This is a genomic window from Streptomyces apocyni (assembly GCF_009739465.1).
Classification (GTDB): domain Bacteria; phylum Actinomycetota; class Actinomycetes; order Streptomycetales; family Streptomycetaceae; genus Streptomyces; species Streptomyces apocyni.
Map to the genome: position 1 here is coordinate 271,459 of NZ_WHOM01000067.1, position 21,455 is coordinate 292,913.

18 protein-coding genes are annotated in these 21,455 nt (G+C 71.6%); 13 read left to right on the forward strand and 5 right to left on the reverse strand.

The window, feature by feature from the left end; all coding sequences use genetic code 11:
* Window positions 1-11 precede the first annotated feature (11 nt).
* The gene (locus GCN81_RS23315; RefSeq protein WP_156723071.1) at window positions 12-1,205 is read right to left on the reverse strand and encodes a helix-turn-helix domain-containing protein; all 1,194 of its coding nucleotides are present in this window, start codon (window positions 1,203-1,205) and stop codon (window positions 12-14) included.
* Between the two features lie 171 nt (window positions 1,206-1,376).
* Here GCN81_RS23315 and GCN81_RS23320 point away from each other — a divergent pair, with 171 nt between their 5' ends.
* Window positions 1,377-2,870 carry a cell division protein PerM gene (locus tag GCN81_RS23320; RefSeq protein WP_156723073.1) on the forward strand — a complete coding sequence of 498 codons (1,494 nt, stop codon included), beginning with the start codon at window positions 1,377-1,379 and terminating at the stop codon, window positions 2,868-2,870.
* Between the two features lie 78 nt (window positions 2,871-2,948).
* Here the strand turns inward: GCN81_RS23320 and GCN81_RS23325 are convergent, their stop codons facing one another.
* Entirely contained in the window at window positions 2,949-3,794 is an 846-nt protein-coding gene (locus tag GCN81_RS23325; RefSeq protein ID WP_407697950.1) for a hypothetical protein, read from the reverse strand.
* Between the two features lie 230 nt (window positions 3,795-4,024).
* Between GCN81_RS23325 and purN the strand changes: the two genes are divergently transcribed.
* Both purN and purH read left to right on the forward strand, forming a co-directional pair.
* Window positions 4,025-4,663 carry a phosphoribosylglycinamide formyltransferase gene (purN, locus tag GCN81_RS23330; RefSeq protein ID WP_156723075.1) on the forward strand — a complete coding sequence of 213 codons (639 nt, stop codon included), beginning with the start codon at window positions 4,025-4,027 and terminating at the stop codon, window positions 4,661-4,663.
* Window positions 4,660-6,264: a bifunctional phosphoribosylaminoimidazolecarboxamide formyltransferase/IMP cyclohydrolase gene (purH, locus tag GCN81_RS23335; protein ID WP_156723077.1), complete on the forward strand. Its 1,605-nt coding sequence runs from the start codon at window positions 4,660-4,662 to the stop codon at window positions 6,262-6,264. The genes purN and purH overlap by 4 nt, the downstream gene beginning before the upstream one ends.
* A 134-nt stretch (window positions 6,265-6,398) precedes the next feature.
* Here the strand turns inward: purH and GCN81_RS23340 are convergent, their stop codons facing one another.
* The 3 genes from GCN81_RS23340 to GCN81_RS23350 form a co-directional block, all read right to left on the reverse strand.
* The gene (locus tag GCN81_RS23340; protein WP_156723078.1) at window positions 6,399-7,847 is read right to left on the reverse strand and encodes a protein kinase domain-containing protein; all 1,449 of its coding nucleotides are present in this window, start codon (window positions 7,845-7,847) and stop codon (window positions 6,399-6,401) included.
* Window positions 7,844-8,629, reverse strand: coding sequence for an FHA domain-containing protein (locus GCN81_RS23345; RefSeq protein ID WP_197287520.1), 786 nt, complete (start codon window positions 8,627-8,629; stop codon window positions 7,844-7,846). Before GCN81_RS23345 ends, GCN81_RS23340 begins: the two co-directional genes overlap by 4 nt.
* Before the next feature lie 450 nt (window positions 8,630-9,079).
* Window positions 9,080-9,715: an RDD family protein gene (locus tag GCN81_RS23350; RefSeq protein ID WP_156723080.1), complete on the reverse strand. Its 636-nt coding sequence runs from the start codon at window positions 9,713-9,715 to the stop codon at window positions 9,080-9,082.
* Window positions 9,716-10,004: 289 nt separating this feature from the next.
* Here GCN81_RS23350 and GCN81_RS23355 point away from each other — a divergent pair, with 289 nt between their 5' ends.
* The 10 genes from GCN81_RS23355 to GCN81_RS23400 all read left to right on the forward strand — a co-directional run bounded on the left by GCN81_RS23355 (window position 10,005) and on the right by GCN81_RS23400 (window position 21,392).
* Window positions 10,005-10,868 (forward strand): bifunctional methylenetetrahydrofolate dehydrogenase/methenyltetrahydrofolate cyclohydrolase, encoded by an 864-nt coding sequence (locus tag GCN81_RS23355; RefSeq protein ID WP_156723082.1) that lies wholly within the window; start codon window positions 10,005-10,007, stop codon window positions 10,866-10,868.
* 67 nt (window positions 10,869-10,935) lie between these two features.
* Window positions 10,936-11,379 carry a DUF3017 domain-containing protein gene (locus tag GCN81_RS23360; protein WP_156723421.1) on the forward strand — a complete coding sequence of 148 codons (444 nt, stop codon included), beginning with the start codon at window positions 10,936-10,938 and terminating at the stop codon, window positions 11,377-11,379.
* Between the two features lie 386 nt (window positions 11,380-11,765).
* On the forward strand, window positions 11,766-12,602 hold the full coding sequence (locus GCN81_RS23365; RefSeq protein WP_197287521.1) for a helix-turn-helix domain-containing protein: 837 nt from the start codon (window positions 11,766-11,768) through the stop codon (window positions 12,600-12,602).
* 5 nt (window positions 12,603-12,607) lie between these two features.
* Window positions 12,608-13,549, forward strand: a complete 942-nt coding sequence (locus GCN81_RS23370; protein ID WP_231626477.1) for a helix-turn-helix domain-containing protein — start codon at window positions 12,608-12,610, stop codon at window positions 13,547-13,549.
* Between the two features lie 473 nt (window positions 13,550-14,022).
* Complete coding sequence (locus GCN81_RS23375) at window positions 14,023-15,114, forward strand: helix-turn-helix domain-containing protein (RefSeq protein WP_156723088.1); 1,092 nt, start codon at window positions 14,023-14,025, stop codon at window positions 15,112-15,114.
* Between the two features lie 243 nt (window positions 15,115-15,357).
* Window positions 15,358-16,347: a malate dehydrogenase gene (locus GCN81_RS23380; RefSeq protein WP_156723089.1), complete on the forward strand. Its 990-nt coding sequence runs from the start codon at window positions 15,358-15,360 to the stop codon at window positions 16,345-16,347.
* Between the two features lie 195 nt (window positions 16,348-16,542).
* On the forward strand, window positions 16,543-18,288 hold the full coding sequence (locus GCN81_RS23385) for a hypothetical protein (protein ID WP_156723091.1): 1,746 nt from the start codon (window positions 16,543-16,545) through the stop codon (window positions 18,286-18,288).
* Window positions 18,275-18,640 carry a hypothetical protein gene (locus GCN81_RS23390; RefSeq protein ID WP_156723093.1) on the forward strand — a complete coding sequence of 122 codons (366 nt, stop codon included), beginning with the start codon at window positions 18,275-18,277 and terminating at the stop codon, window positions 18,638-18,640. Before GCN81_RS23385 ends, GCN81_RS23390 begins: the two co-directional genes overlap by 14 nt.
* Before the next feature lie 6 nt (window positions 18,641-18,646).
* On the forward strand, window positions 18,647-19,657 hold the full coding sequence (locus tag GCN81_RS23395) for a hypothetical protein (protein WP_156723094.1): 1,011 nt from the start codon (window positions 18,647-18,649) through the stop codon (window positions 19,655-19,657).
* 256 nt (window positions 19,658-19,913) lie between these two features.
* A complete protein-coding gene (locus GCN81_RS23400; protein WP_197287522.1) occupies window positions 19,914-21,392 on the forward strand; it encodes an aldehyde dehydrogenase family protein in 1,479 nt (492 codons plus the stop codon).
* Window positions 21,393-21,455: the final 63 nt, after the last annotated feature.

Genomic DNA, 21,455 nt, shown 5'->3' on the forward strand with positions numbered 1-21,455 from the left:
CCACACGCGTGCTAGTGGGCCTGCGGGATCAGTCGTTCCGGGCCGTTCATCGGTTCCGCCTTGAGCTTCTCGCGGAGCTCGCTGACCCGCTCGGACAGCTGGCCGGGCCCCATCCGCGGCGGCACCCCGCTGATCGTCTCGCCGGGGGCGCGGGGCGGCTCGTAGCGGGTCGGAGCGGTCGCCAGGGTCAGTGCGGAGGCCCCGACGATCAGCGCCGTGAACGCGATCGCCGCGCGGGTCCAGAACCGGGTCCGCTGCTCGCTCGCGCTACGGACCCGGCGTGCGGGCGGGGCGGCCAGCTTCTCGGAAGCGGCCAGCTCGGTGAGCCGCCGGTGCAGTTCCGGCGGGGCCGAGAGTTCGGGTAGCCGCTCGGCGACGGTCTCCCGGGCGTGCAGCAGCCGGTTCGCGGCGGCCGGAGTGGTGGCCTCCGTTTCGGCCGCGGTCTCGGGCAGGTCGAGTCCCACGCCGTCGTAGAGGACCAGGGTGCGCCGGTACGCGGGGGGCAGGCTGAGCAGTGTGCTGAGCAGCTCGCGGTCGTCGCGCGCGGCGGGTGGCGCGTCCGGGTGCCGGTGCGCGCTGCGGAGGCGGTGCCAGGGAGAGAGGGCGTACTCGTACGCCGCGGCCCGTACCCAGCCCACCGGGTCCCGGTCGGTCGCGACTTCTGGCCAGCGCTCCCAGGCCTGGTGGAAGGCCCGCTCCACGGATTCCTTGGCCAGCGCGCGCCGCCCGGTGAGCAGGTAGGTCTGGCGTACGAGGTCGGGGGCGCTGAAGGCGTAGAGGGCGTCGAACGCCTGGGCTGGGGTGAGGGGGAGATGGGGGGTGGGGGCGACGCCGCCCTCGGTGCCGGTGCCCGTGCCGGTGCCGGTGCCGGTGCCCGTGCCGGTGTCGGTGTCGGCGTCGGCGTTGGTGTCGGCGTTGGCGTCGGCGTTGGTGTTGGTGGTTTTGGTGGGAGCTGTCGTGTGGGTAGCTCTGGCGGGTTCTGCTTCCGCTTCCGCCTCTGCTTCAGTCAACGCCGCGGCGAGCAGTTCCGCGTAGGCCTCGAGGGTGCGGCCCCGGGGGCGGGTGCGGCCGGTCTCCCAGGACCGTACGGTCGCGCGGGTTACCCCCACCTCGGCGGCGACCTGGGCCTGGGTCAGCGCCTTCGACTCCCGCAGTCTGCGGCGTTCCTTCGGGGGCGGCAGGGAGGTGGCGGGGTTCTGGGGCATGTCGGACTCTCCACACCGTGGGCCTTAGGACCGTTTTCCGCAGGTTGGTGCGCCGAGCGCGGCACCATGCCGTACGGAAAAGTACATAAACGTATCTTGAGCGACACTTCCGGCATTCGCCTGTTACCCGGACGAAGCGCGTGTCGTTGGGAGCATGGCGGCGTGCCGCAGATGACCGATCACGCCCGTCGCGCGTCCCTGCTGTTCTCCGGCCTCGCGAAGCGCCGCCGAGTGCCCGGCCTGGCCACGTCGCTGCTCGGCGGCGTGATCGCCGCGGGCCTTGGGCTTGGCGCGCTCGCGGTTCTGGTGATGGGGCTGTGGATCAGCTCGCCCTATCCGGACAGTGGGCCCGGTGGCGCGCTGCGGGTCGCGGCGGGGCTGTGGCTGCTCGCCCATGGCGCCGAGTTGATCCGTACCGACACGTTGTCCGGTGTGCCCGCGCCGGTGGGGGTGACGCCGTTGCTGCTGGTCGCGCTGCCTGGCTGGCTGCTGCACCGGGCGGCGCGGGACGCGGTGGACGCGGCGGCCGAGGTGCGGGGCGCGCTGTGTGGGGTGGTCGCGGGGTATCTGCTGGTCGGTGCGGCCGCGACGGCGTACGCCATGGGTGGCTCGCTGCGGCCGGACGTGCGGAGCGCCGCGCTGCACCTGGTCGCCGTCGCGGTGCTCGCGGCGGCGGCCGGGGTGTGGACGGGGTACGGGCGGCCGCGTGGCCCGCTGCCGCCCGGGCTGCGGCGGGGCCTGGAGGTGCTGCCTGGTGGGCTGCGGTGGTTCCTGGTACGGGACCGGGGCGCGGTCGCGGGGCGGGCTGGGGCGGCCGGGGCGCTGGTGCTGCTCGGGGGTGGTGCGCTGTTGGTCGCGGTGTCCCTGGTGTGCCATATGGGGGCGGCGCAGGGGATGTTCTCGCAGGTCACGGGGGAGGGGGACTGGTCGGGGCGGTTCGCCGTGCTGTTGGTGGCGCTCGCGCTGGTGCCGAACGCGGTGGTGTGGGGTGCGGCGTATGGGCTTGGTCCCGGCTTCGCGCTGGGTACGGGGGAAGGCGGCGGGGGTGTCGTCTGGCCGCTCGCGGGGCCGTCCGTGGATGCGCTGCCGCCGTTTCCGCTGCTGGCGGCGATGCCGGACGCGGGTGCGGGTACGCCGTTGAACTGGGCGGCGGTGGGGGTGGCGGTCGCGTCAGGGGTGGCGGTGGGGTGGTTCACCGTGCGGGGCGACGACGCTGTCCGGCCTGTGGGCCGGTCCGTGGGGGAGACGGCGCTGGTGGCGGTCTTCGCGGCGGGGTTGTGCGGGGTGGGGGTGGGGGCGCTCGCGGGTCTCTCGGGTGGGCCGCTCGGGGTGGGGGGACTGGCGTCGTTTGGGCCGGTGTGGTGGCAGGTGGGGGGCGCGGCGCTGGGATGGGGTGGGGTGGTGGGGGTGCCGGTGGCTTTGGGGCGGCGGTGGTGGTTTGGGCGGGGTGAGCCTGTTTCCGGTTCGGCCGCTGTCCCGGAGGCCGCCGCTGTCCCGGCGGCCGCGTCGGGGCCCGGCTCCGATGTCGACTCCGGCTTTGAGCTGTACGACTTTCTGGAGGTGGGGGCTGAGGTCAAGGATTCATCCCCCACCCCGCCCCTTCCCGAGAGTCCTCAAGCGCTGGACAGGCTTGCTCAACCGTCTCCCGGTCCCGACCGAGCTTAAGAATGGCCTCAAACGCCGACCGGGCTGGATTTTGCGGGGCAGGCTGGGGAAGCGCGTAGTGGGTGGGGTGGAGGAGCCCTAGTCCTGCTCGCCTAGGAGGGGGCGGAGTTCTTCAGGGAGGAGGGACTCGCAGGAATCCTTGGCCGCGTTGGTGAGAGCGTCGTTTACGCAGGTGTAGTAGTCGCGGTAGACGATCTGCGCCGTGAAGGTCGCGGCGACGATCGAGAGCGCGAGGCCCGCTGTGACCAGGCCCGCTACCGCCGCGGTCGTCTGGGGCCTGCCGGGCGCCTTGGGGGGTGTCGCGGGCGTGGTGGGGGTGCTGGGTTCGGCCGTGGCCGTGGCGGAGGTGCTCGGCTTCGTCGGGTCGGGCTTGGCCCGTAGGGCGGCGATCCCCCAGTGCACGGCGAGCGCGCCGAGCAGCAGCGCGACGTACGGCCAGCTGAACAGGGCGAAGAAGAACGCCCACATGCCCGCGAGCAGCGCGTACCTGGCGCGCCGTTGCGTGGGGTCGGTGGGGTCCCAGCGTGAGCCGCCCGGGCCGCCGGAGCCGCCGGGGCCGTCCTGCGCGCCGGGCTTCTGGCCGAAGCCGCCAGGGGAACGGCCGGGCTGGCGGTTGCTCCACCGGCCGCGACCCCGGCGTGAGTCACCCGCGCCGCCGTCGCCGCCTCTGGCGCCGTTCTCGGGGTGCCGGGGCTGCCAAGGCTGGTCGGGGCTGCCCTCTGGCGGCGGTGCGAAGGGGTTGTCCTCACGCGACGAGTCGCCCGCGTCACGCGCGTCCTGTGGGTCCCGCGAGCCCTGCTCTCCCTGCGCCTGTCCCTGCGCCTGTCCCTGCGGGTCCTGAGGGTCGTGCGAACCCTTCGGAGCGCCCGATTCGGGCTCGCCCTGCGGAGTGGAGGACAAGGGTGAGGGCTGTCGGTCCGGCATCAGGTGTGCGTCTTCCCCTAGTTGAGGTTGAGTCGAAGTTCCGTAGCGCTTGCTCCCCAGACGCTACCTTCCGGCCCTGCCCCCGTGCCGTGGGGGCAGGCTGGTGTGCCGGTATCGTTGCTGACGGTCGGCCGGTTCGTAGAGTTCCCCGTATCAGGGAGCGCGGACTATTCGTACGACCATACAAACGACCGAGTGTGTCAGATCCTGATTCATGAAAGGGCCCCGCCGTGGCCTCCCCCTCCCCCCGGACCCGCCTGGTCGTCCTGGTCTCCGGTTCCGGTACGAACCTGCAGGCCCTGCTCGACACCATCGCCGCCGAGGGCGCGTCCGTCTACGGCGCCGAGATCGTGGCCGTCGGCGCGGACCGGGACGACATCGAGGGCCTTCGGCGGGCGGAGCGCGCCAGGCTGCCCACCTTCGTCCGCAAGGTGAAGGACTACGAGAGCCGCGAGGCCTGGGACCAGGCGCTGACCGAGGCCACCGCCGACTACGCCCCCGACCTGGTCGTGTCCGCCGGTTTCATGAAGATCCTGGGGAAGCACTTCCTCGCCCGGTTCGGCGGCCGCGTGGTCAACACACACCCCGCCCTGCTGCCCAGTTTTCCCGGGGCCCATGGCGTACGTGACGCGCTCGCGTACGGCGTGAAGGTCACCGGCTGCACCGTCCACTTCGTCGACGACGGCGTCGACACCGGCCCGATCATCGCGCAGGGCGTGGTCGAGGTCCGCAGCGAAGACCACGAGGACGACGGTGCCGCGCTCCATGAGCGCATCAAGGAAGTCGAGCGACGCCTGCTCGTCGAGGTCGTGGGGCGTCTGGCCCGGCACGGCTACCGCATTGAGGGACGAAAGGTTTCCATCCCGTGACCGCCGAAGGTACGAAGTCCGCCGAAGGTACGCAGCAGCAGCGGCCCATCCGCCGCGCCCTGGTCAGCGTCTACGACAAGACGGGGCTCGAAGAGCTGGCCCGCGGCCTGCACGAGGCGGGCGTCCAGCTCGTCTCCACCGGGTCCACCGCCGCGAAGATCGCCGCCGCTGGTGTCCCGGTCACCAAGGTCGAGGAGCTCACCGGCTTTCCCGAGTGCCTGGACGGCCGGGTCAAGACCCTGCACCCCCGGGTGCACGCGGGCATCCTCGCCGACCTGCGCCTGGACGCCCACCGCGAGCAGCTCACCGAGCTGGGCGTCGAGCCCTTCGACCTGGTCGTCGTGAACCTCTACCCGTTCAAGGAGACCGTCGCCTCCGGCGCGTCCGCCGACGAGTGCGTCGAGCAGATCGACATCGGCGGCCCCTCGATGGTCCGCGCCGCCGCCAAGAACCACCCGTCGGTGGCCGTGGTCACCAGCTCCGAGCGGTACGCGGACGTCCTGACCGCCGCCCAGGGCGGCGGCTTCGACCTCACCACCCGCAAGCGGCTCGCCGCCGAGGCGTTCCAGCACACGGCCGCGTACGACGTGGCGGTCGCCTCCTGGTTCGCCGCGGACTACGCCGCCGCCGACGACTCGGGCTTCCCCGACTTCCTCGGCACCACCTACGAGCGCGCGAACGTCCTGCGCTACGGCGAGAACCCGCACCAGCCCGCCGCCCTCTACGTCAGCGGCGCGGGCACGGGCGCCAACGGCGGCGGCCTGGCCGAGGCCGAGCAGCTGCACGGCAAGGAGATGTCGTACAACAACTACACGGACACGGACGCCGCCCGCCGTGCCGCGTACGACCACGACGAGCCCTGCGTCGCGATCATCAAGCACGCCAACCCGTGCGGCATCGCGATCGGCGCGGACGTCGCCGAGGCGCACCGCAAGGCACACGCCTGTGACCCGCTGTCCGCGTTCGGCGGCGTGATCGCCGTCAACCGCCCGGTCACCGTCGCGCTCGCCGAGCAGGTCGCCGAGATCTTCACCGAGGTCATCGTCGCCCCGGCGTACGAGGACGGCGCGGTCGAGGTCCTCGCCCGTAAGAAGAACATCCGGGTCCTGCGCTGCCCGGACGCCCCGGCCGACCCGGTCGAGGTCAAGGCGATCGACGGCGGTGCGCTGCTCCAGATCACCGACCGGCTCCAGGCCGAGGGCGACGACCCGGAGAACTGGACCCTCGCCACCGGTGACGCCCTGAACGCCGACGAGCTGCGCGAGCTGGCCTTCGCCTGGAAGGCCTGCCGCGCGGTCAAGTCCAACGCCATCCTCCTCGCCAAGGACGCCGCTTCGGTCGGCGTCGGTATGGGCCAGGTCAACCGCGTCGACTCCGCGAAGCTGGCCATCGAGCGGGCGGGCGAGGAGCGCGCCCGCGGCGCGTACGCGGCATCGGACGCCTTCTTCCCGTTCCCGGACGGGCTGGAGATCCTGACCGCGGCCGGGGTCAGGGCCGTGGTGCAGCCGGGTGGTTCGGTCCGTGACGAGCTGGTCGTCGAGGCCGCCAAGAAGGCGGGCGTGACGATGTACTTCACGGGCACGCGCCACTTCTTCCACTGAGCCGAACGGCAACCACTGAGCCGTACGGCAACGCGGCGGGCCGGTGACGCGTCAGCGCCACCGGCCCGTTGTCGCGGCCGTCGTCAGCACGGCGGAGGTGTGGGTGAGGAGGTGGGTGAGGAGGCGCCGCCGGTCTAGCAGTGCTCCACCCAGGTGTGGGACCGGACCGCGACCGGCTTGGCGAAGTTCGCCTTCTTCCGCACCCCTAGGCAGCCCAGTTGCTCCCGCAGCCGGTTCTCCGCGTAGTAGAGGACCGCGACCAGCTCCTCGCCTTCGTCGGTGTCGTAGCCGTTGTTGAACACCGACCTTGGGTGACGCGTGGTGGCCCAGTCGCAGGTGTGGGGGCCTCTGACCCAGTCGGTGTCGTCGCCTTCCCAGGCGCACATCTCGCCCTGTCCGTCCCGCTGGGTGAAGAAGCAGACGTCGCCCCGGGCGCAGCGGTCGTAGCCCGTGGCCTGGGGCTTGGAGGCACGGGGGCCGGAGTGGGAGTCGGAGTCGGTGAGGGTGCCGCTCACCCCGAACCCGAGCGCGGCGACCGCCGCCACAGCGGTGGCGGCGGTGGCCCAGGGCCGCCGTCGGAGTACGTGCGCCGGGCGTGGCCGTGCCGAAGGGGGCGTACCCGCCGCCCGCTCGACTCGGCGGAGCAGAGTGGCGGTGTCGGTGGTGCGGGCGGTGCGTTCGGCGTGCGTGGGGGCGAGGCAGTCGGTGATGATCTGCCGCCAGGCTTCCGGGAGTTCGGGCGACAGGCGCAGCTCCAGGGTGCCCCGGGCGTAGCGCACCGCCGCGTCCCTGCGGGCGGAGGTGGTGGCGCCGGGCAGCGGCAGCGAACCGGCTAGCACGACGTGGGCGAGTACGCCGAAGGCCCAGGTGTCGGCGGTGGGGCGGATCTGCTGGCCGCGTTCGCCGATCTCGGACCAGAGGAGTTCGGGCGGGGTGTAGTCGGGGGTGGAGAAGGCCGGGGTATAGGCGTGCGTGCCCTCCAGCTCGGCGGCGAGGTTGAAGTCGGCGAGCCGTGCCGTGCCGTCGCGCATCAGCAGGACGTTGGCGGGCTTGAGGTCGCCGTGTACCCAGCCCGCGCGGTGCAGTTGGCGCAGCCCTTCGCAGATCTGGGCCAGCAGGGCGGGCCCGGTGTCCGGCGTGGGGGAGCGGGTCAGCAGGGTGTCCAGGGAGCCCTCGGCTTGTTCGAGTACGAGGACGGTGGCGCCGTCGAGTTCGGGTATGCCGGGATCGTCGACGGTGAGGGTCTCGTACATCCGGATCAGCCGGGGTGAGCGGAGGCGTCGGAGCAGGTCGACTTCGCGTTCGGCGAGTTCGCGCAGGTGGCGGAGTTGGCGCGGGGTGTGGGTGCCGGTGGGCAGGAACTTCAGGGCTGCGGTGTCGGGGAGGCCATCGTCGGACAGTCCGTCCTCGGGCAGCTTGCCCTTGGGCAGCTTGTCGTCGGCACAGGGGGTGCGCCGGGCCGCGTACACGCTGCCGAACGCGCCTGAGGCGAGCGCCTCACGTACCTCCCAGCGGCCCACCCGGTACCCCTTCGGGACGCTGACCGCGTACGGCCGTCCCGCGCCTGCGGGGCGTGCGCTCATCGCACCGTCTCCCGGGCCGCGTCGGCGGGAGTTGCCGCGTCGGCCGTCAGGAGTACGAGGTCCTCCTCGCGCACCAGGTCGAAGCGGAGGGCGAGCGAGACCAGGGACTCCTTCTTGCCGTTGAGGCGGTGGCCCGGCTCCGGAGCGTCCACGGCGTCCGGGGCGGGCTTCAGGCGGAGTTTGATCGAGAGGTAGTCGATGTTCCACTGCACGTTCGCGCGGTTCGCCGCGGGCCAGCTGGGACGCAGCCGCTCCACCACCTGCTCGACGGTGGGCAGTGGAGCGTGCGGTGCGCCGCGCAGCCGGGGCTCACACAGGGCGGTCAGCACGGCGAAGTAGCGCTTCGTACGGTCCAGGGCGAAGGCCACGGCGGTCGGGTCGCCGGTCATCAACTCCGGGTCGGTGGGCCGCGTGTCCAGGTGGTCGTGGCGCGGTGCCCAGACGTCGAGGCCGAGCAGTTCGCCCGCCGCGGGCAGTACGACACGCGAGAACTCGAACGGCACCGGGGCGTCCAGTCGGCCCGGCGCCACCTTGATGTGCTCTCCGGCGCCCTCCGGGTTCTCCACCACGTACGTCTGGGTGCGGCTGAGATTGCTCAGCAGCCAGAAGGAGTCCTGTGCGGCGATCTCGCCTGCGGCTCTGGACACGCCAGAGTGGGCGAGGGCGAGGTGACGGCCGCGAACTGCCGTGCTCCTGCCGAAGGTCAGCTTCTCGCCGGGCGCGAGACGGGTCTGTTGCTCGGGACCGGCACAGGCCGGTGGAACCACGATGATGGTGTACAAGATCGCCCCCTTTACCCCTATACGGTCGTCAGGGTAGGGGGAGTGCGAGAGGCGGAGCGAACCTTTCCGGGCCCGTGTCTGGCTGGTTTGTGCGTGTTTGGTCCCTGACAGGTGGTGCGGGGCGGTGGGGGTAGGCGGGGATGGCGGGGGTGGCAAGCAGTCGGCCGCGGAGACCCTGAGGTCCCCGCGGCCGCTGGACAGACATGGGGCGTTCTACGGCCCCATGGTGCTGCTACCTGCTCCCCCGATATGCGCTGCCCCCCGTTGCGGCGCAGTCACCACTCTGGCCGAAAGCCGTGGCGAGCGGAACCTAGAACTATTCAGGGTCGCCCCAGGAGCGCTCGTCAGCGCGCGGTAGCGCGCTCAGCCAGCGCGCCGAAAGGGCCATGCCCTCCCGTCGTATGGGAGGGCATGGCCCTGAGCGGTGGTGCGGGGTGTGTAGCGCCCGTGTCAGTTCTTGCGGACGACGACGGTGCCGCAGATCTTGTCGGTGAAGTGCTGCTTCTTGGCGTCCCAGGCGGGCCACAGGTAGCCGAGGTAGCAGGGGAGGCTGTTGAGGAAGTCCAGGATGTAGCGCACGACGGCCATGCCGAAGCCGAGCGGCTGGCCGGTCGACTCCTTGAGGACCTGGATGTTCACCGCCTTGCGGCCGGGGGTCTGGCCGGTGGTGCCCAGCAGGTACGCGAAGCCGATCATGCCGACGAAGATCAGCAGCACGCCGACGTAGTACAGGCCGCCCCTCTCGCCGGTCTCGAAGTCCATCGAGCTGATCATCAGGATCGTCGGGACGATGCTGATGATCAGCGTGTCGAGGATGCGGGCGATGAACCGCGAACCCCACCCGGCGTACGCGTTCGGAATCAGCGCCGCGCCCTGCGGGCCCCCGGGGTACGCGCCGTAGGGCTGGCCGGGCTGCTGCGGGTACGCGCCGTACGGCTGGCCCGGCTGCTGGGGGTAGCCCGGCTGCTGCGGGTAACCCTGCTGGGGCGGTACGCCCTGGGGAGCCTGCTGCGGGTAGCCGTACCCGGGCTGGCCCTGCGGGGGCTGCTGCTGGCCGTAGGGGTTGTTCGGGTCGCCGTAAGCCATGGTGTTACTTCCTCCGTTGAAAGTGCGGGGACTGCGCGGTTCCGTACGGAGGAGCCTGAGCGGTGTGTTGGTCGTTCCCCCCGGCACTGCCCGCGGCACTGCGCGGTTCATGGTTCTAAAGGCGTGGCCTGTTTGTCCAGCCAGATGGACCCGCGTTGCGCAAGTGCAACATCGCCAACCCAGGCAAAACGGGTGTGAGGTTCGGATCTACGCGCGATGTACGTGCGATCTACGCGTGGTCTACGGGGGTAATTGGAGCCAGGGGCGCTTTATCCGCGAGGATGGGGGCATGAGCGCCCAGATTCTCGACGGTAAGGCCACCGCGGCCGCGATCAAGGCGGACCTCGCCCAGCGCGTGGCCGCACTCAAGGCGCGGGGCAGCGCGCCCGGACTCGGCACCGTGCTGGTGGGTGAGGACCCCGGTAGCCAGAAGTACGTCGCGGGCAAGCACCGCGACTGTGCCCAGGTCGGCATCGCCTCGATCCAGCGGGAGCTGCCCGCCACGGCGACGCAGGAGGAGATCGAGGCCGTCGTCCGTGAACTGAACGACGACCCCGAGTGCACCGGGTACATCGTGCAGCTGCCGCTCCCCAAGGGCATCGACGAGAACCGCATCCTGGAGCTGATGGACCCGGCCAAGGACGCGGACGGTCTGCACCCGGCGAACCTCGGTCGCCTCGTACTGAACGAGCCCGCGCCGCTGCCCTGCACCCCGCACGGCGTGATCAAGCTGCTGCGCCAGTACGGCGTCGAGCTGAACGGCGCGCATGTGGTGGTCGTCGGCCGGGGCGTGACTATCGGGCGGTCGCTGCCGCTGCTGCTCACCCGCAAGTCCGAGAACTCCACGGTGACGCAGTGCCACACCGGCACCCGCGACCTCTCCGCGCAGCTACGGCAGGCGGACATCATCGTGGCGGCCGCGGGCTCCCCGCACCTGATCAAGCCGGAGGACGTACGTCCCGGCGCCGCCGTGCTCGACGTCGGCGTCAGCCGGGACGAGAGCGGCAAGATCGTCGGGGATGTGCACCCCGGGGTCGCCGAGGTCGCGGGCTGGATCTCGCCGAACCCCGGCGGGGTCGGCCCGATGACGCGGGCCCTGCTGCTCGTCAACGTGGTCGAGGCGGCCGAGCGCGCGGCGAACGTTGCCGACTGACCAGGAGGGCGGCGAGCCCGTGAGCGCGTCCGCGAACGAGGCCGTGAACGCGCCGGTGAACGAGCCCATGGAGGAGCCTGTGAGCGAGCCCGTGAAGGAGCCCGGAACCCGGTCCGGGCTGCTGCGGAAGTCTCGCCGCTTCCCCTCCGTCACCCAGGACACCGCACGCCCCGAAGGCGGCGGCCGGGTCGCGCCCGGGGACGCTCCGGCGCCCGCGCGCCAGTGGCCCATGCTCCTGGTGCTCGGCACCGCCGGGCTCGGCCTGCTGCTCACGGCGTTCGACGTGTTCCGGGCGGGCACGCTGCTGATCGGTGTGGCGCTGCTGCTCGGCGCCGTGCTGCGCTGGGCGCTGCCCGTGGTCGGGATGCTGGCCGTACGGTCGCGCTTCACGGACATCCTGACGTACGGCGTGCTCGGTGTGGTGATCGTTCTGCTGGCGCTGATGGCGCAGCCCGACCCCGTGATCAACATCCCGTTCCTGGACGACACGCTGCACTTCACGATTCGCTAAGCCCCCGCGACCCGACCCCGCGACCCGCCCCCGAGTCCCCGCCCCCGGTGGCCCGTCCTCTCCCCCGAGCAGGACGGGCCACCGTGGAGCTTCCCCGCCGTGGTGGTGACGTGGCCGGGCGGTGCGGGGTGGACCGCACCGCCCCTGGTGCACCACTGACCTTGGCCGGTCAGTCCGTGCCGCGGCCAGAGGGGTACGGGATTCCAGGCAAGGCTGGGACGTCCCAGGCGGTGACCTGCGGCGATGTGCCGCGCGACGCGGCGTGAGTGGGACGGCGGGACGGCTGGAAACCGCCTTGCCCCAGCGTCGTCCGATGGAGGAAGAGGAACTGGAGGCCGGAGTTCGGACATCATCGGCACCAAGGAATCCAAGACGTGGGGTGGAACATGTCTAGGTGGAAGGAGCTGCCCGACTCGCTGGACCCGCGAGTGCGGCAGCTCGTCGTACAACTGCGCAGGCTCAAGGACCACAGTGGTCTGGGGCTGGCGGCGCTAGCCTCCAGAACGGGGTACAGCCGTTCGTCCTGGGACCGCTATCTCAACGGGAAGGCACTGCCACCGGCCGAGGCGGTCGAGGCGTTGGCCAGGGCCTGTGACACCGATCCGGCCCGGTTGCTCGTCCAGCGTGAGGTGGCCGCCGAGGCGTGGAACGCCGGGCGTGGCGGCGACCCCGAGCCCGAAGCCGGTCCCAACGCGGCCCCCGACGCAGACCCCGACCCCGACCCGTACCCCTCCCCGACCTCCGACGTGCGCGGCACGCGGACCGCGGTCGTTCCGTGGCTGGCCATCGTCGGATCGAGTGCCGTGACAGCGCTGGTGATGCTGGTCGCGCTCGTCCTCTGGGCGCCCTGGGAGAGCGGCGGCGGAGGCAACTCCGGAAGCGAGGCCCGCGACAAGCCGTTCACCGGGGAAGCGCACCCGGAACTCGGCGAGTTCACCTACGAGCCGGGCAAGACGTACGCGTGCGAGGTCAAGCGGGACGATGACGGCAGGCTCTACGCGGGCTACAGCCGCACCCGTACCGAGCTGATCGAGCAGTCGTCCACGCGGTGGTCCGTGGTGGAGGCCCAGTGTTTGCTGGAGCACCATGAGTTCTCACCGGAAGGCGTCGACGGAGCGTTCGGCAACAACACCGAGCGCGCGGTCAGGCGCCTCCAGGACGAGGCGCACATCGCGGTGGACGGGAAGGTGGGACCAGACACCTGGAAGGTGCTGCGCAAGTGACGCAAGTGAGACGTCCACAAGAGTCCGTGGAATGCGTCCAGCTCGCGCGCGCGTTGCGTGAGTTGCGCGCGGCGACGGGGCTGAGCCTGGCCGCGCTGGCGGCGAAGACCCCGTACAGCAAGTCCTCGTGGGAGCGCTATCTCAACGGCAAGGCGCTGCCGCCGCGTGGCGCCGTCGAGCAGCTGTGCATGCTGGCGGACGAACGCCCGGCCAGGGCGCTGGCGTTCTGGGATCTGGCGGAGTCCACCTGGAGCGGCCGCGCGGGAGCCGGGCGTACGAGGGCGGGGCCTACGACAGCCGCCGGTACGGGAGGTACTGGAGGTACTGGAGGTACTGGAGGTACGGAGGCGGCCGGGGGAGAGGGACCACCTGGTGCTCCTGCCGACGCTCCCGAGGCTGCTCCCGCGCGCGGGTTCCACAAGCGGCGCAAGCTCGGCTTCCTCACCGGTGTCGTCGCCGGTCTGGCCGCGGTCACCGCCGGAGTCCTGCTGGTCGTCTGGGGTGTGGGCGGTGACAGCGGTCAGTCCGCCGAGGGCGCGTCGCCGCCGACTGGCAGCGCGCCCGGGCCGAGCTGCGAGGGCGAGGCCTGCACCGGCAAGAACCCGGAGTCGACCCGGTGTGCCAGTGCCGTCCACCCGCCGGGCACGGTGGTCGCGCACCGCTTCGACGGCGGCACGGTGATCAAGGTGCGGCGCTCCGTGCCCTGCGGCACGGTGTGGGCCCGGATCGACCGGGGGCTGGAGGGCGACCAGTTCGATGTCACCGCCCCCGGGGCGAAGCCTCAGCGCGGCGAGGTGCGGGACCGGTTCGACGCGCAGAGCTCGGTGTCGACGCCGATGGCACCGGTGGTTCAGGCCGATCTGTCCCGGGTCAGGGCCTGTCTCGTACGGGACGGGGTGCGGGAGTGCTTCGACGGCGGGGCCAGCGTCGCACCCGAGGCGTCCTAGACGTCCTGGGCGTCCTGGGCGTCCTAGGGGCCGTCTGGCCCCCCCGCCGGAGGCCCCAGGCAACGGTGTCCATCCCCTCCCCCGAGGAAGGACGGGCACCGTCTGCCAGTGGGGCGTTCCGGGAACCAGAGTCATGGACGTGCCAAGCGTGAACAAGCGATGGGTTGCCTCTGTAGCGCGGAAGTGACCATTCCGGGACCGTGTCCGAGCCCTGCAACGAATGCGTTGATTCACAACTGTGAGGTCACAAGCAGGGGGATTCGTGGAGTCGGGCTCCCGGGTGATGGGACACTGGTCTGCGGACCAGGTGGCGCGCGACGGGGCACGCCCATGGCCGGATGCTTCTGTGCGCCCCCTTCGCGGGAACTGACACCCTGGCTACGCGCATCCCTGTGGGTAGCCGGATCGCAGGCAAGCAGGGCGTCGCGCGCGGGGGCTGTCAGGCACGTACATGGGGGGACAAGGGGGAAGTAATGCCTCGTTGGAAGGCACTACCGGAGGAGCTCGACCCTCAGGTACGCGAGTTCGCGAGCCAGCTGCGGCGGCTTGTGGACCGCAGTGGGCTGAGCATCGCCGCGGTGTCGGACCGCACGGGCTACAGCAAGACGTCCTGGGAGCGGTATCTCAACGGCCGGCTGCTCGCCCCCAAGGGCGCGGTCGTGGCGCTGGCCGAGGTCACGAACACGAACCCCGTGCACCTCACCACCATGTGGGAGCTCGCGGAGCGCGCCTGGAGCCGCTCCGAGATGCGGCACGACATGACCATGGAGGCGATCCGGATCTCGCAGGCGCGCGCCGCGCTTGGCGAGGTCGGTTCCGCCCCGGGGAGGGCGAAGGGCAGGAACGGCAGCGCCCATGGGCGTACGCCCGGCGGCCCGTCCGGCCCGTCCGGCGCCCCCCAGGGGCCCCGGGGTGCCGGTGCCGGTGCCGGTGCCGCGCGTCCCGCTGACAGTCCGGATGGCTCGTACGGCTCCGTCGCCGCGCGCTCCGGCCCTCCGGGACCTCCCGGACCGCCGACGGCCGGGCCCCAGGGTGGCGGCTCGCCCGACAAGGAGCGGCAGCGCCGGAAGCTGACGATGTTCCTCGCGGGCGTCGTCGGCGCCCTCGTGGTCATCGCGGCGGCCGTCTACTTCACCGACTTCGGCCGGGGCGACAAGACCCCGCAGGCCCAGCCGTCGACGCCCCCGCCGACCACCAGCGCCGCCCCGCTGCCCGCCGGCGTCAAGTGCAGTGGCACCGACTGCGCGGGCCAGGACCCGGAGGACATGGGCTGCGGTGGCGAGCACGCCACGACCAGCGCCAGGGCGACCGTCGGTACGGCCCTGATCGAGGTCAGGTACAGCAAGACCTGCGGCGCCGCCTGGGCGCGCATCCAGCAGGCGGCGGTCGGCGACACGATCGAGATCTCGACGTCTTCCGTCAAGGGCGCCAAGGGCAAGCAGGCCGACGAGCTGACCGTGCCTGGTGACACGTACACCGCGATGGTGCCCGCGAAGGGCGCGACCGACGTCAAGGCATGCGGCACGCTGGTGACCGGCCAGAAGGGCTGCACGGAAACGGAGTAGGGGACGGGAAGCGGAGCAGCGCGGGGGCATGCCCGCCCCCGCGCTGTGCGCCGGGCCACACGCCCCAGGAGGTGTACGGTGCCGGGGTTCGGATAGCCTGACCGATGGATCTCTCTTGACGTCGAGGGAAAGATCGATCATCGGATCGTTGGTTCGGTCCCCGGATCGTCAGATCGCTGAGCGTCGGGAGATCCCGCACCCCGGGGCAGGACCCCAACCGCCAGCTGTCTTACGGAGATCGCCATGACCCGCACTCCCGTGAATGTCACCGTTACCGGCGCGGCCGGACAGATCGGCTACGCGCTGCTGTTCCGTATCGCCTCCGGTCACCTGCTCGGCCCGGACGTGCCGGTCAAGCTCCGCCTCCTCGAGATCACCCCCGCGCTCGGCGCGGCCGAGGGTACCGCGATGGAGCTGGACGACTGCGCCTTCCCGCTGCTCAAGGGCATCGACATCTCGGACGACCCGAACGTCGCCTTCGATGGCGCCAACGTCGCCCTCCTGGTCGGCGCCCGCCCCCGTACCAAGGGCATGGAGCGCGGCGACCTGCTCTCCGCCAACGGCGGCATCTTCAAGCCGCAGGGCAAGGCCATCAACGACCACGCCGCGGACGACATCAAGGTCCTGGTCGTCGGCAACCCGGCCAACACCAACGCGCTCATCGCGCAGGCCGCCGCCCCGGACGTACCGGCCGAGCGCTTCACCGCGATGACCCGCCTGGACCACAACCGCGCGCTCTCGCAGCTCTCCAAGAAGACCGGCGCCGCCGTCTCCGACATCAAGCGCCTCACCATCTGGGGCAACCACTCGGCGACCCAGTACCCGGACATCTTCCACGCCGAGATCGCGGGCAAGAACGCCGCCGAGGTCGTCAGCGACGAGCAGTGGCTCGCCGACACGTTCATCCCCACCGTCGCCAAGCGCGGCGCCGCGATCATCGAGGCCCGTGGCGCGTCCTCGGCCGCGTCGGCCGCGAACGCCGCCATTGACCACGTACACACCTGGGTCAACGGCACCGCTGACGGCGACTGGACCTCGATGGGTATCCCGTCGGACGGCTCGTACGGCGTCCCGGAGGGCCTGATCTCCTCCTTCCCCGTCACCGCCAAGGACGGCAGGTACGAGATCGTCCAGGGCCTGGAGATCAACGACTTCTCCCGCGCCCGGATCGACGCGTCGGTCAAGGAGCTCACCGAGGAGCGCGACGCGGTGCGCGGTCTCGGCCTCATCTGACCCGTCGTCTGATCCTCGCGTCTGGTCCCGCCAGACACCTCAGAAGGTCCCGGTCCGCAAGGGCCGGGACCTTCTGTGTGTGCTGCTGTCGAGATGGCTCCCGAGCGCCCGGCGCTCCCCTATGATGTGACGCAGCGCACATGCCCACGGCAACACGTGCGTCTCGTAAGGCAGTTGGAGTCCCAGGGGGAAGCGTTGACGCAGACCTACGTGCCGCAGCAGCCGGAGCCGCCAGGGCAGCCGGACCTGCCGGACGCACCCCCGCAGGTCCCCGTGACACCGCCCGGAGCCAGCGAGGCCACCCGGCTGCTCTGCGCGGGCAGCTACCTCGACAGCGCCTACCGTGACGCCGTCATCGAGGAGCTGTACGTCCACGAGGAGCGCATCGCCGCCCCCTCGCTCGGCTTCGACGCGGCCCGCGTACTGGCCCACGCCCTGCGCGCCCGCCGCGCCGAACTCGGCTGGGCGGCCGGGGCCCTGGCGGTGTGGCTGGTGGGGGCGGTGCTCGCCGTCGAGACGGTGATCCTCCTCCTGTTGCCCTGTCTGATGCTCACGGCCGCCGACCGGATCCGCGGGCGGGAGCCGCGTCCGCCGCTCTACCGCAGGGTGCCCGCCTGGTGGATGCGCTGGACGGGGCGGCCGCTGCTGCTGTTCATGGTGATCCTGATGGTGCGGATCGGCTTCGGGGCGGAGGAGTCGGCGGACGTCAGGGAGCTCATGGACGCCCTGCTGCCCGACCCCGTGCTCGCGATGCTCGACACCGACGGCCAGGTGAAGCCGTTCGAGGCCTGGGTCGCGATCGTCGTCCTGCTGCTGGCGGCGCTGTGTCTGGCCGGGCAGCGCGGGCAGTTCGCCCGGGCGCTCGCCGGTGAACTGCACCCGGGCCGGTTCGCCGACATGGCCAGCGACCCCGCCGAGGCGGCGCCGGGCCAGCGCTTCCAGCGGCTGCGGCAGCGCATCAGGACCGAGCAGCACGCCCCGCTGGTGATGTACCACGCGGGACACCCGTTCTGCGGCGCCGGAAGCCCGTACGACTCCTGGACCCTCGCGGTCGAACTGCGGCCCGACGCCGACCGGAAGCACCCCCCGGAGCCGGTCAGCAACCGGATGATCCTGGAGCGTGTGCGGCCGCTGCTCGCCGGGCTGCGGGTGCCGTCGCCCCAGGCGGGGGACGCGGTACGGGACCGGCTGCGCCAGCTGGAGATCGACGAGTGCGTGTTCCTCCCGGTCGCCGGACTGCCGCGCCGTGAACTCGCCCCGTACGACCAGCAGGTCTTCGAGGCGCACCGGGCCGACGCGGTCGAGGAGGGCGGCGAGACCCGGCGGCACTTCCTGCGGATCAGGGTCGGCGGCTGGGAGGAGGAGCTGGTCACGACCGTCTTCGTCCGCGTGCACACGCAGGGCCGGATGCTGATGCTGGAGATCGCCCCGCATGTGCTGCTTCCGGTACGAGAGGACTTCGAGGAGGCCGACCGGATCGCGCACCAGTACCGCAACAACAGCGTGCTGGGCAAGGCCGTCTGGGCCCTGGCCAGGACCCCGCGCTCGCTGCCGCTCGCCGTCGCCACGCTCGCCCAGGGGATGGCACTGACCTGGCGGATCATGACCGGCGGCTACGGCGGGGCGATGCCCGACGGGCCCGCCGTGTCGGTCCGTGAGCTGGGCGCGGCCGACGCCTGCTCGCTGTTCCAGGACATGGACGTACGCCGCTATCTCAAGGCCGTCCAGGACCGGGTGGCCAACGGTGTGCGGCAGGCGCTGCGCGAAGCGGGGTACCACACCGACGAGTTCGTCCAGAAGATCACGCACGTCAGCGGCGGCGGGGTGCTCATCGAGAAGGCGCAGGGCGCGTTCGCCGTCGGCGACCACAACACGATCACCAACAACAACGCGCAGGGCGCGCGCAGTGGCCTGGGAGGCGACAACGATGGCGAGCGATGACAGCCGGGGCGGCATCCACATCAAGCACGTACAGGGCGCGTTCGCCATCGGCGACCACAACAGCGTCGTCAACCAGCCCGGCGCCGCGCAGCCGGACCCCGCGGCGGCGGAGCTGCTCAAGGCCGTACGGGAACTGCGTGCCGATCTGGCCCGGCTGAACACCACCGACGAGACGGCCGCCCTGGACGGGGAACTCGCCGACGCGGAGGACGAGATCGGCCGGACCGGGCGGGCTGAGCCGGGGCTGCTCGGCCGGATCGGGCAGGCGCTCACGCGGGCGACGGCGGTGACGGGGCTGCTGGCCTCGGCGACGGCGCTGTCCGACTCGGTGCGCGCGCTGATCGGGGAGTGAGGAAGCGTGGCCGACGCTGGCGAGCCGCACTGGAACGCGCGCACGCAACGCTGGGAGACCGGCAACGCCCCGCCGCCCCGGTTCACCCCGCCCCCTCCGCCACCGCCCGGGTCGGAGCCGCCGACCGAGCCACCGACCGAGCCGCGCGTCGAGCTGGCGCCGCGGCCGCACTGGCAGTCGGTGGGGATGGGGCCCGCCCTCGGGTTACCACGGCTGCCCTGGTACCGCCGGGGTGTGGTGGTCGTGCCGGTCGCGGCCGCGGTACTGCTCGCGGGGTTCGGCGGCTGGCTGCTGTTCAGCCCGGCCGACGACGGGACGCCGGACGCGAAGCGGGCCGCGGACACCGCCGCCCCGTCCACCCTGTCCACACCGACCGATCCGACTGACGCTCAGCCGGTGCCGCCCCCGCCCACCCCCTCGTACACGTACCCGACCGAAGGCGCTACCGAGGGCCCGGCCGAGGGCCCGACCTTCACCGAAGGCACCGAGGACCCCCAGGAAACCGCCGCCTCCCAGGGCGCACCGTCCGGCCCGCCCGCCGGATACCAGTCCTTCGTCGAGTCGGACTTCGTCATCGACGTCCCCGAGGGCTGGGAGCGCCGTACGGAACGGGGCCAGAAGGGCGTCACGATCTACTTCTACGAGGAGCCGGGCGGCGGCCCGCGCTTCGTCCAGGTCTTCCCGGTGACCGAAGAGGGCTACACCCCGCGAAAGGCACTCTCCGTGACCGACGAGACCAAGGGTAAGGAAACGGACAGCGGCTACCGGCGCCACTCCCTCCGCGACGTCCCTGGCGTCAGCGGGCCCGCGGCCGAGCTCGACTACTCCTACACCAGCAAGACCTGGGACACCCGGATCCGCGTCCTGGACCGTGTCTTCCCCACGGCCGATGACACGCTCTACGCGGTGCTGAGCAGCGGCCCGGCCACCGAGTGGCCGACCCAGCGGCGGGTCCTGAGTACCGTGGTCGACTCCTTCTGCCTCCCGAGCACCTCACGGGCTACGGTCTGCCGGTGAGGCGCACACGAAGAGTGACCAGGGACGATGGCCCGTTCCTCGGCCCGTATCCCCGCTCTGACTAGGCCAAATAGCTAATTTCTCGGGTGATCGTGTGATATTTGGCTCCCTCCGGAAGTGACCCGACCCACTTTCGGCAGCGGAGGCGCATGCTTTCGTGCATGCAGGGCAGACGCCCTGGGCTGCCGGGGACCGGCGGTGAACATGACGGGAACGGAAGGCCAAAAGCGACGTGTCGGGACAACAGACCATTCATGTGGACGGTAAGTGGCGTAACGCCGCTGACGGAGCCACGCGCGAGATCCTCGACCCCGCGGATGCCAAGCCGTTCGCCACGGTGGCCGAGGGCGGCGTGGAGGACGCGGACGCCGCGATCGACGCCGCCCGCCGCGCATTCGATCACGGAGAGTGGCCGAAGACGCCGGTCACTGAGCGCGCCGCGCTGCTGCGCCGCGTCGCGGACCTCCTGGTGCGCGACCGCGAGAAGATCGGCCTCCTGGAGAGCCGGGACGCGGGCAAGACCGTCGAGGAGGGCCGGGTCGACGTCGACTGCGTCGCCGACGCCTTCCGCTACTTCGCCGATCTCGTCATCGGTGAGGGCCCCGGCCGCGTGGTCGACGCGGGCTCCGACACGATCCACAGCGTCGTCGTGCACGAGCCGATCGGCGTCTGCGCGATGATCACCCCCTGGAACTACCCGCTCCTCCAGGCCAGCTGGAAGATCGCCCCGGCGCTCGCCGCGGGCAACACCTTCGTCATCAAGCCCAGCGAGGTCACCCCGCTGACCACCGTGGCCATGATGGACCTGCTGGTCGAGGCCGGGCTCCCGGACGGTGTCGGCAACCTCGTCACCGGCCCCGGTCACACCGTCGGCGCCCGCTTCTCGGAGCACCCCGACGTCGACCTCATCTCCTTCACCGGTGGTCTGATCAGCGGCACCAAGGTCGCGCAGGCCGCCGCCGTCAGCGTCAAGAAGGTCGCCCTGGAGCTCGGCGGCAAGAACCCCAACGTGGTGTTCGCCGACGCGCTGGAGACTGAAGAGGGCTTCGACACCGCCGTCGACCAGGCGCTCAACGCCGCCTTCATCCACAGCGGCCAGGTCTGCTCCGCCGGTGGCCGCCTCATCATCGAGGAGTCGGCGCGCGAGCGCTTCGTCGCCGAACTCGCCCGCCGCGCCGCCAAGATCAGGCTCGGCCGCGGCACCGAGGACGGCGTCGAGTGCGGCCCGCTCGTCTCACAGCAGCAGCTGGACAAGACCGAGGGCTTCGTCGCCTCCGCGCTGGAGGAAGGCGCCGTTCTGCGCTCGGGCGGCAAGCGCCCCGAGCCCAGCGACGTACGCCCCGAAGGCGGCTACTTCTACGAGCCGACCGTGCTCGACCAGTGCCACCGCGAGATGCGCGTCGTCCGCGAGGAGGTCTTCGGACCTGTCCTGTCCGTGGAGACCTTCCGTACCGAGGACGAGGCCGTGGCCCTGGCCAACGACACCGAGTACGGCCTCGCCGGCGGCGTCTGGACCGCGGACGCCGGACGCGCCCGCCGGATGGCCGCCCGGCTGCGCCACGGCACGGTCTGGATCAACGACTTCCACCCCTACCTGCCGCAGGCGGAGTGGGGCGGCTTCGGCAAGTCGGGCGTCGGCCGCGAGCTCGGTCCGGCCGGTCTCGCCGAGTACCGCGAGAGCAAGCACATCTACCAGAACCTCGCGCCGGAGCCGGTGCGCTGGTTCGCCGGTTAGCGCCTGACTCTCCCAGACCCTCACACGTTCCCGTACGGGTCGTACGACGCGGTACGACCCGTA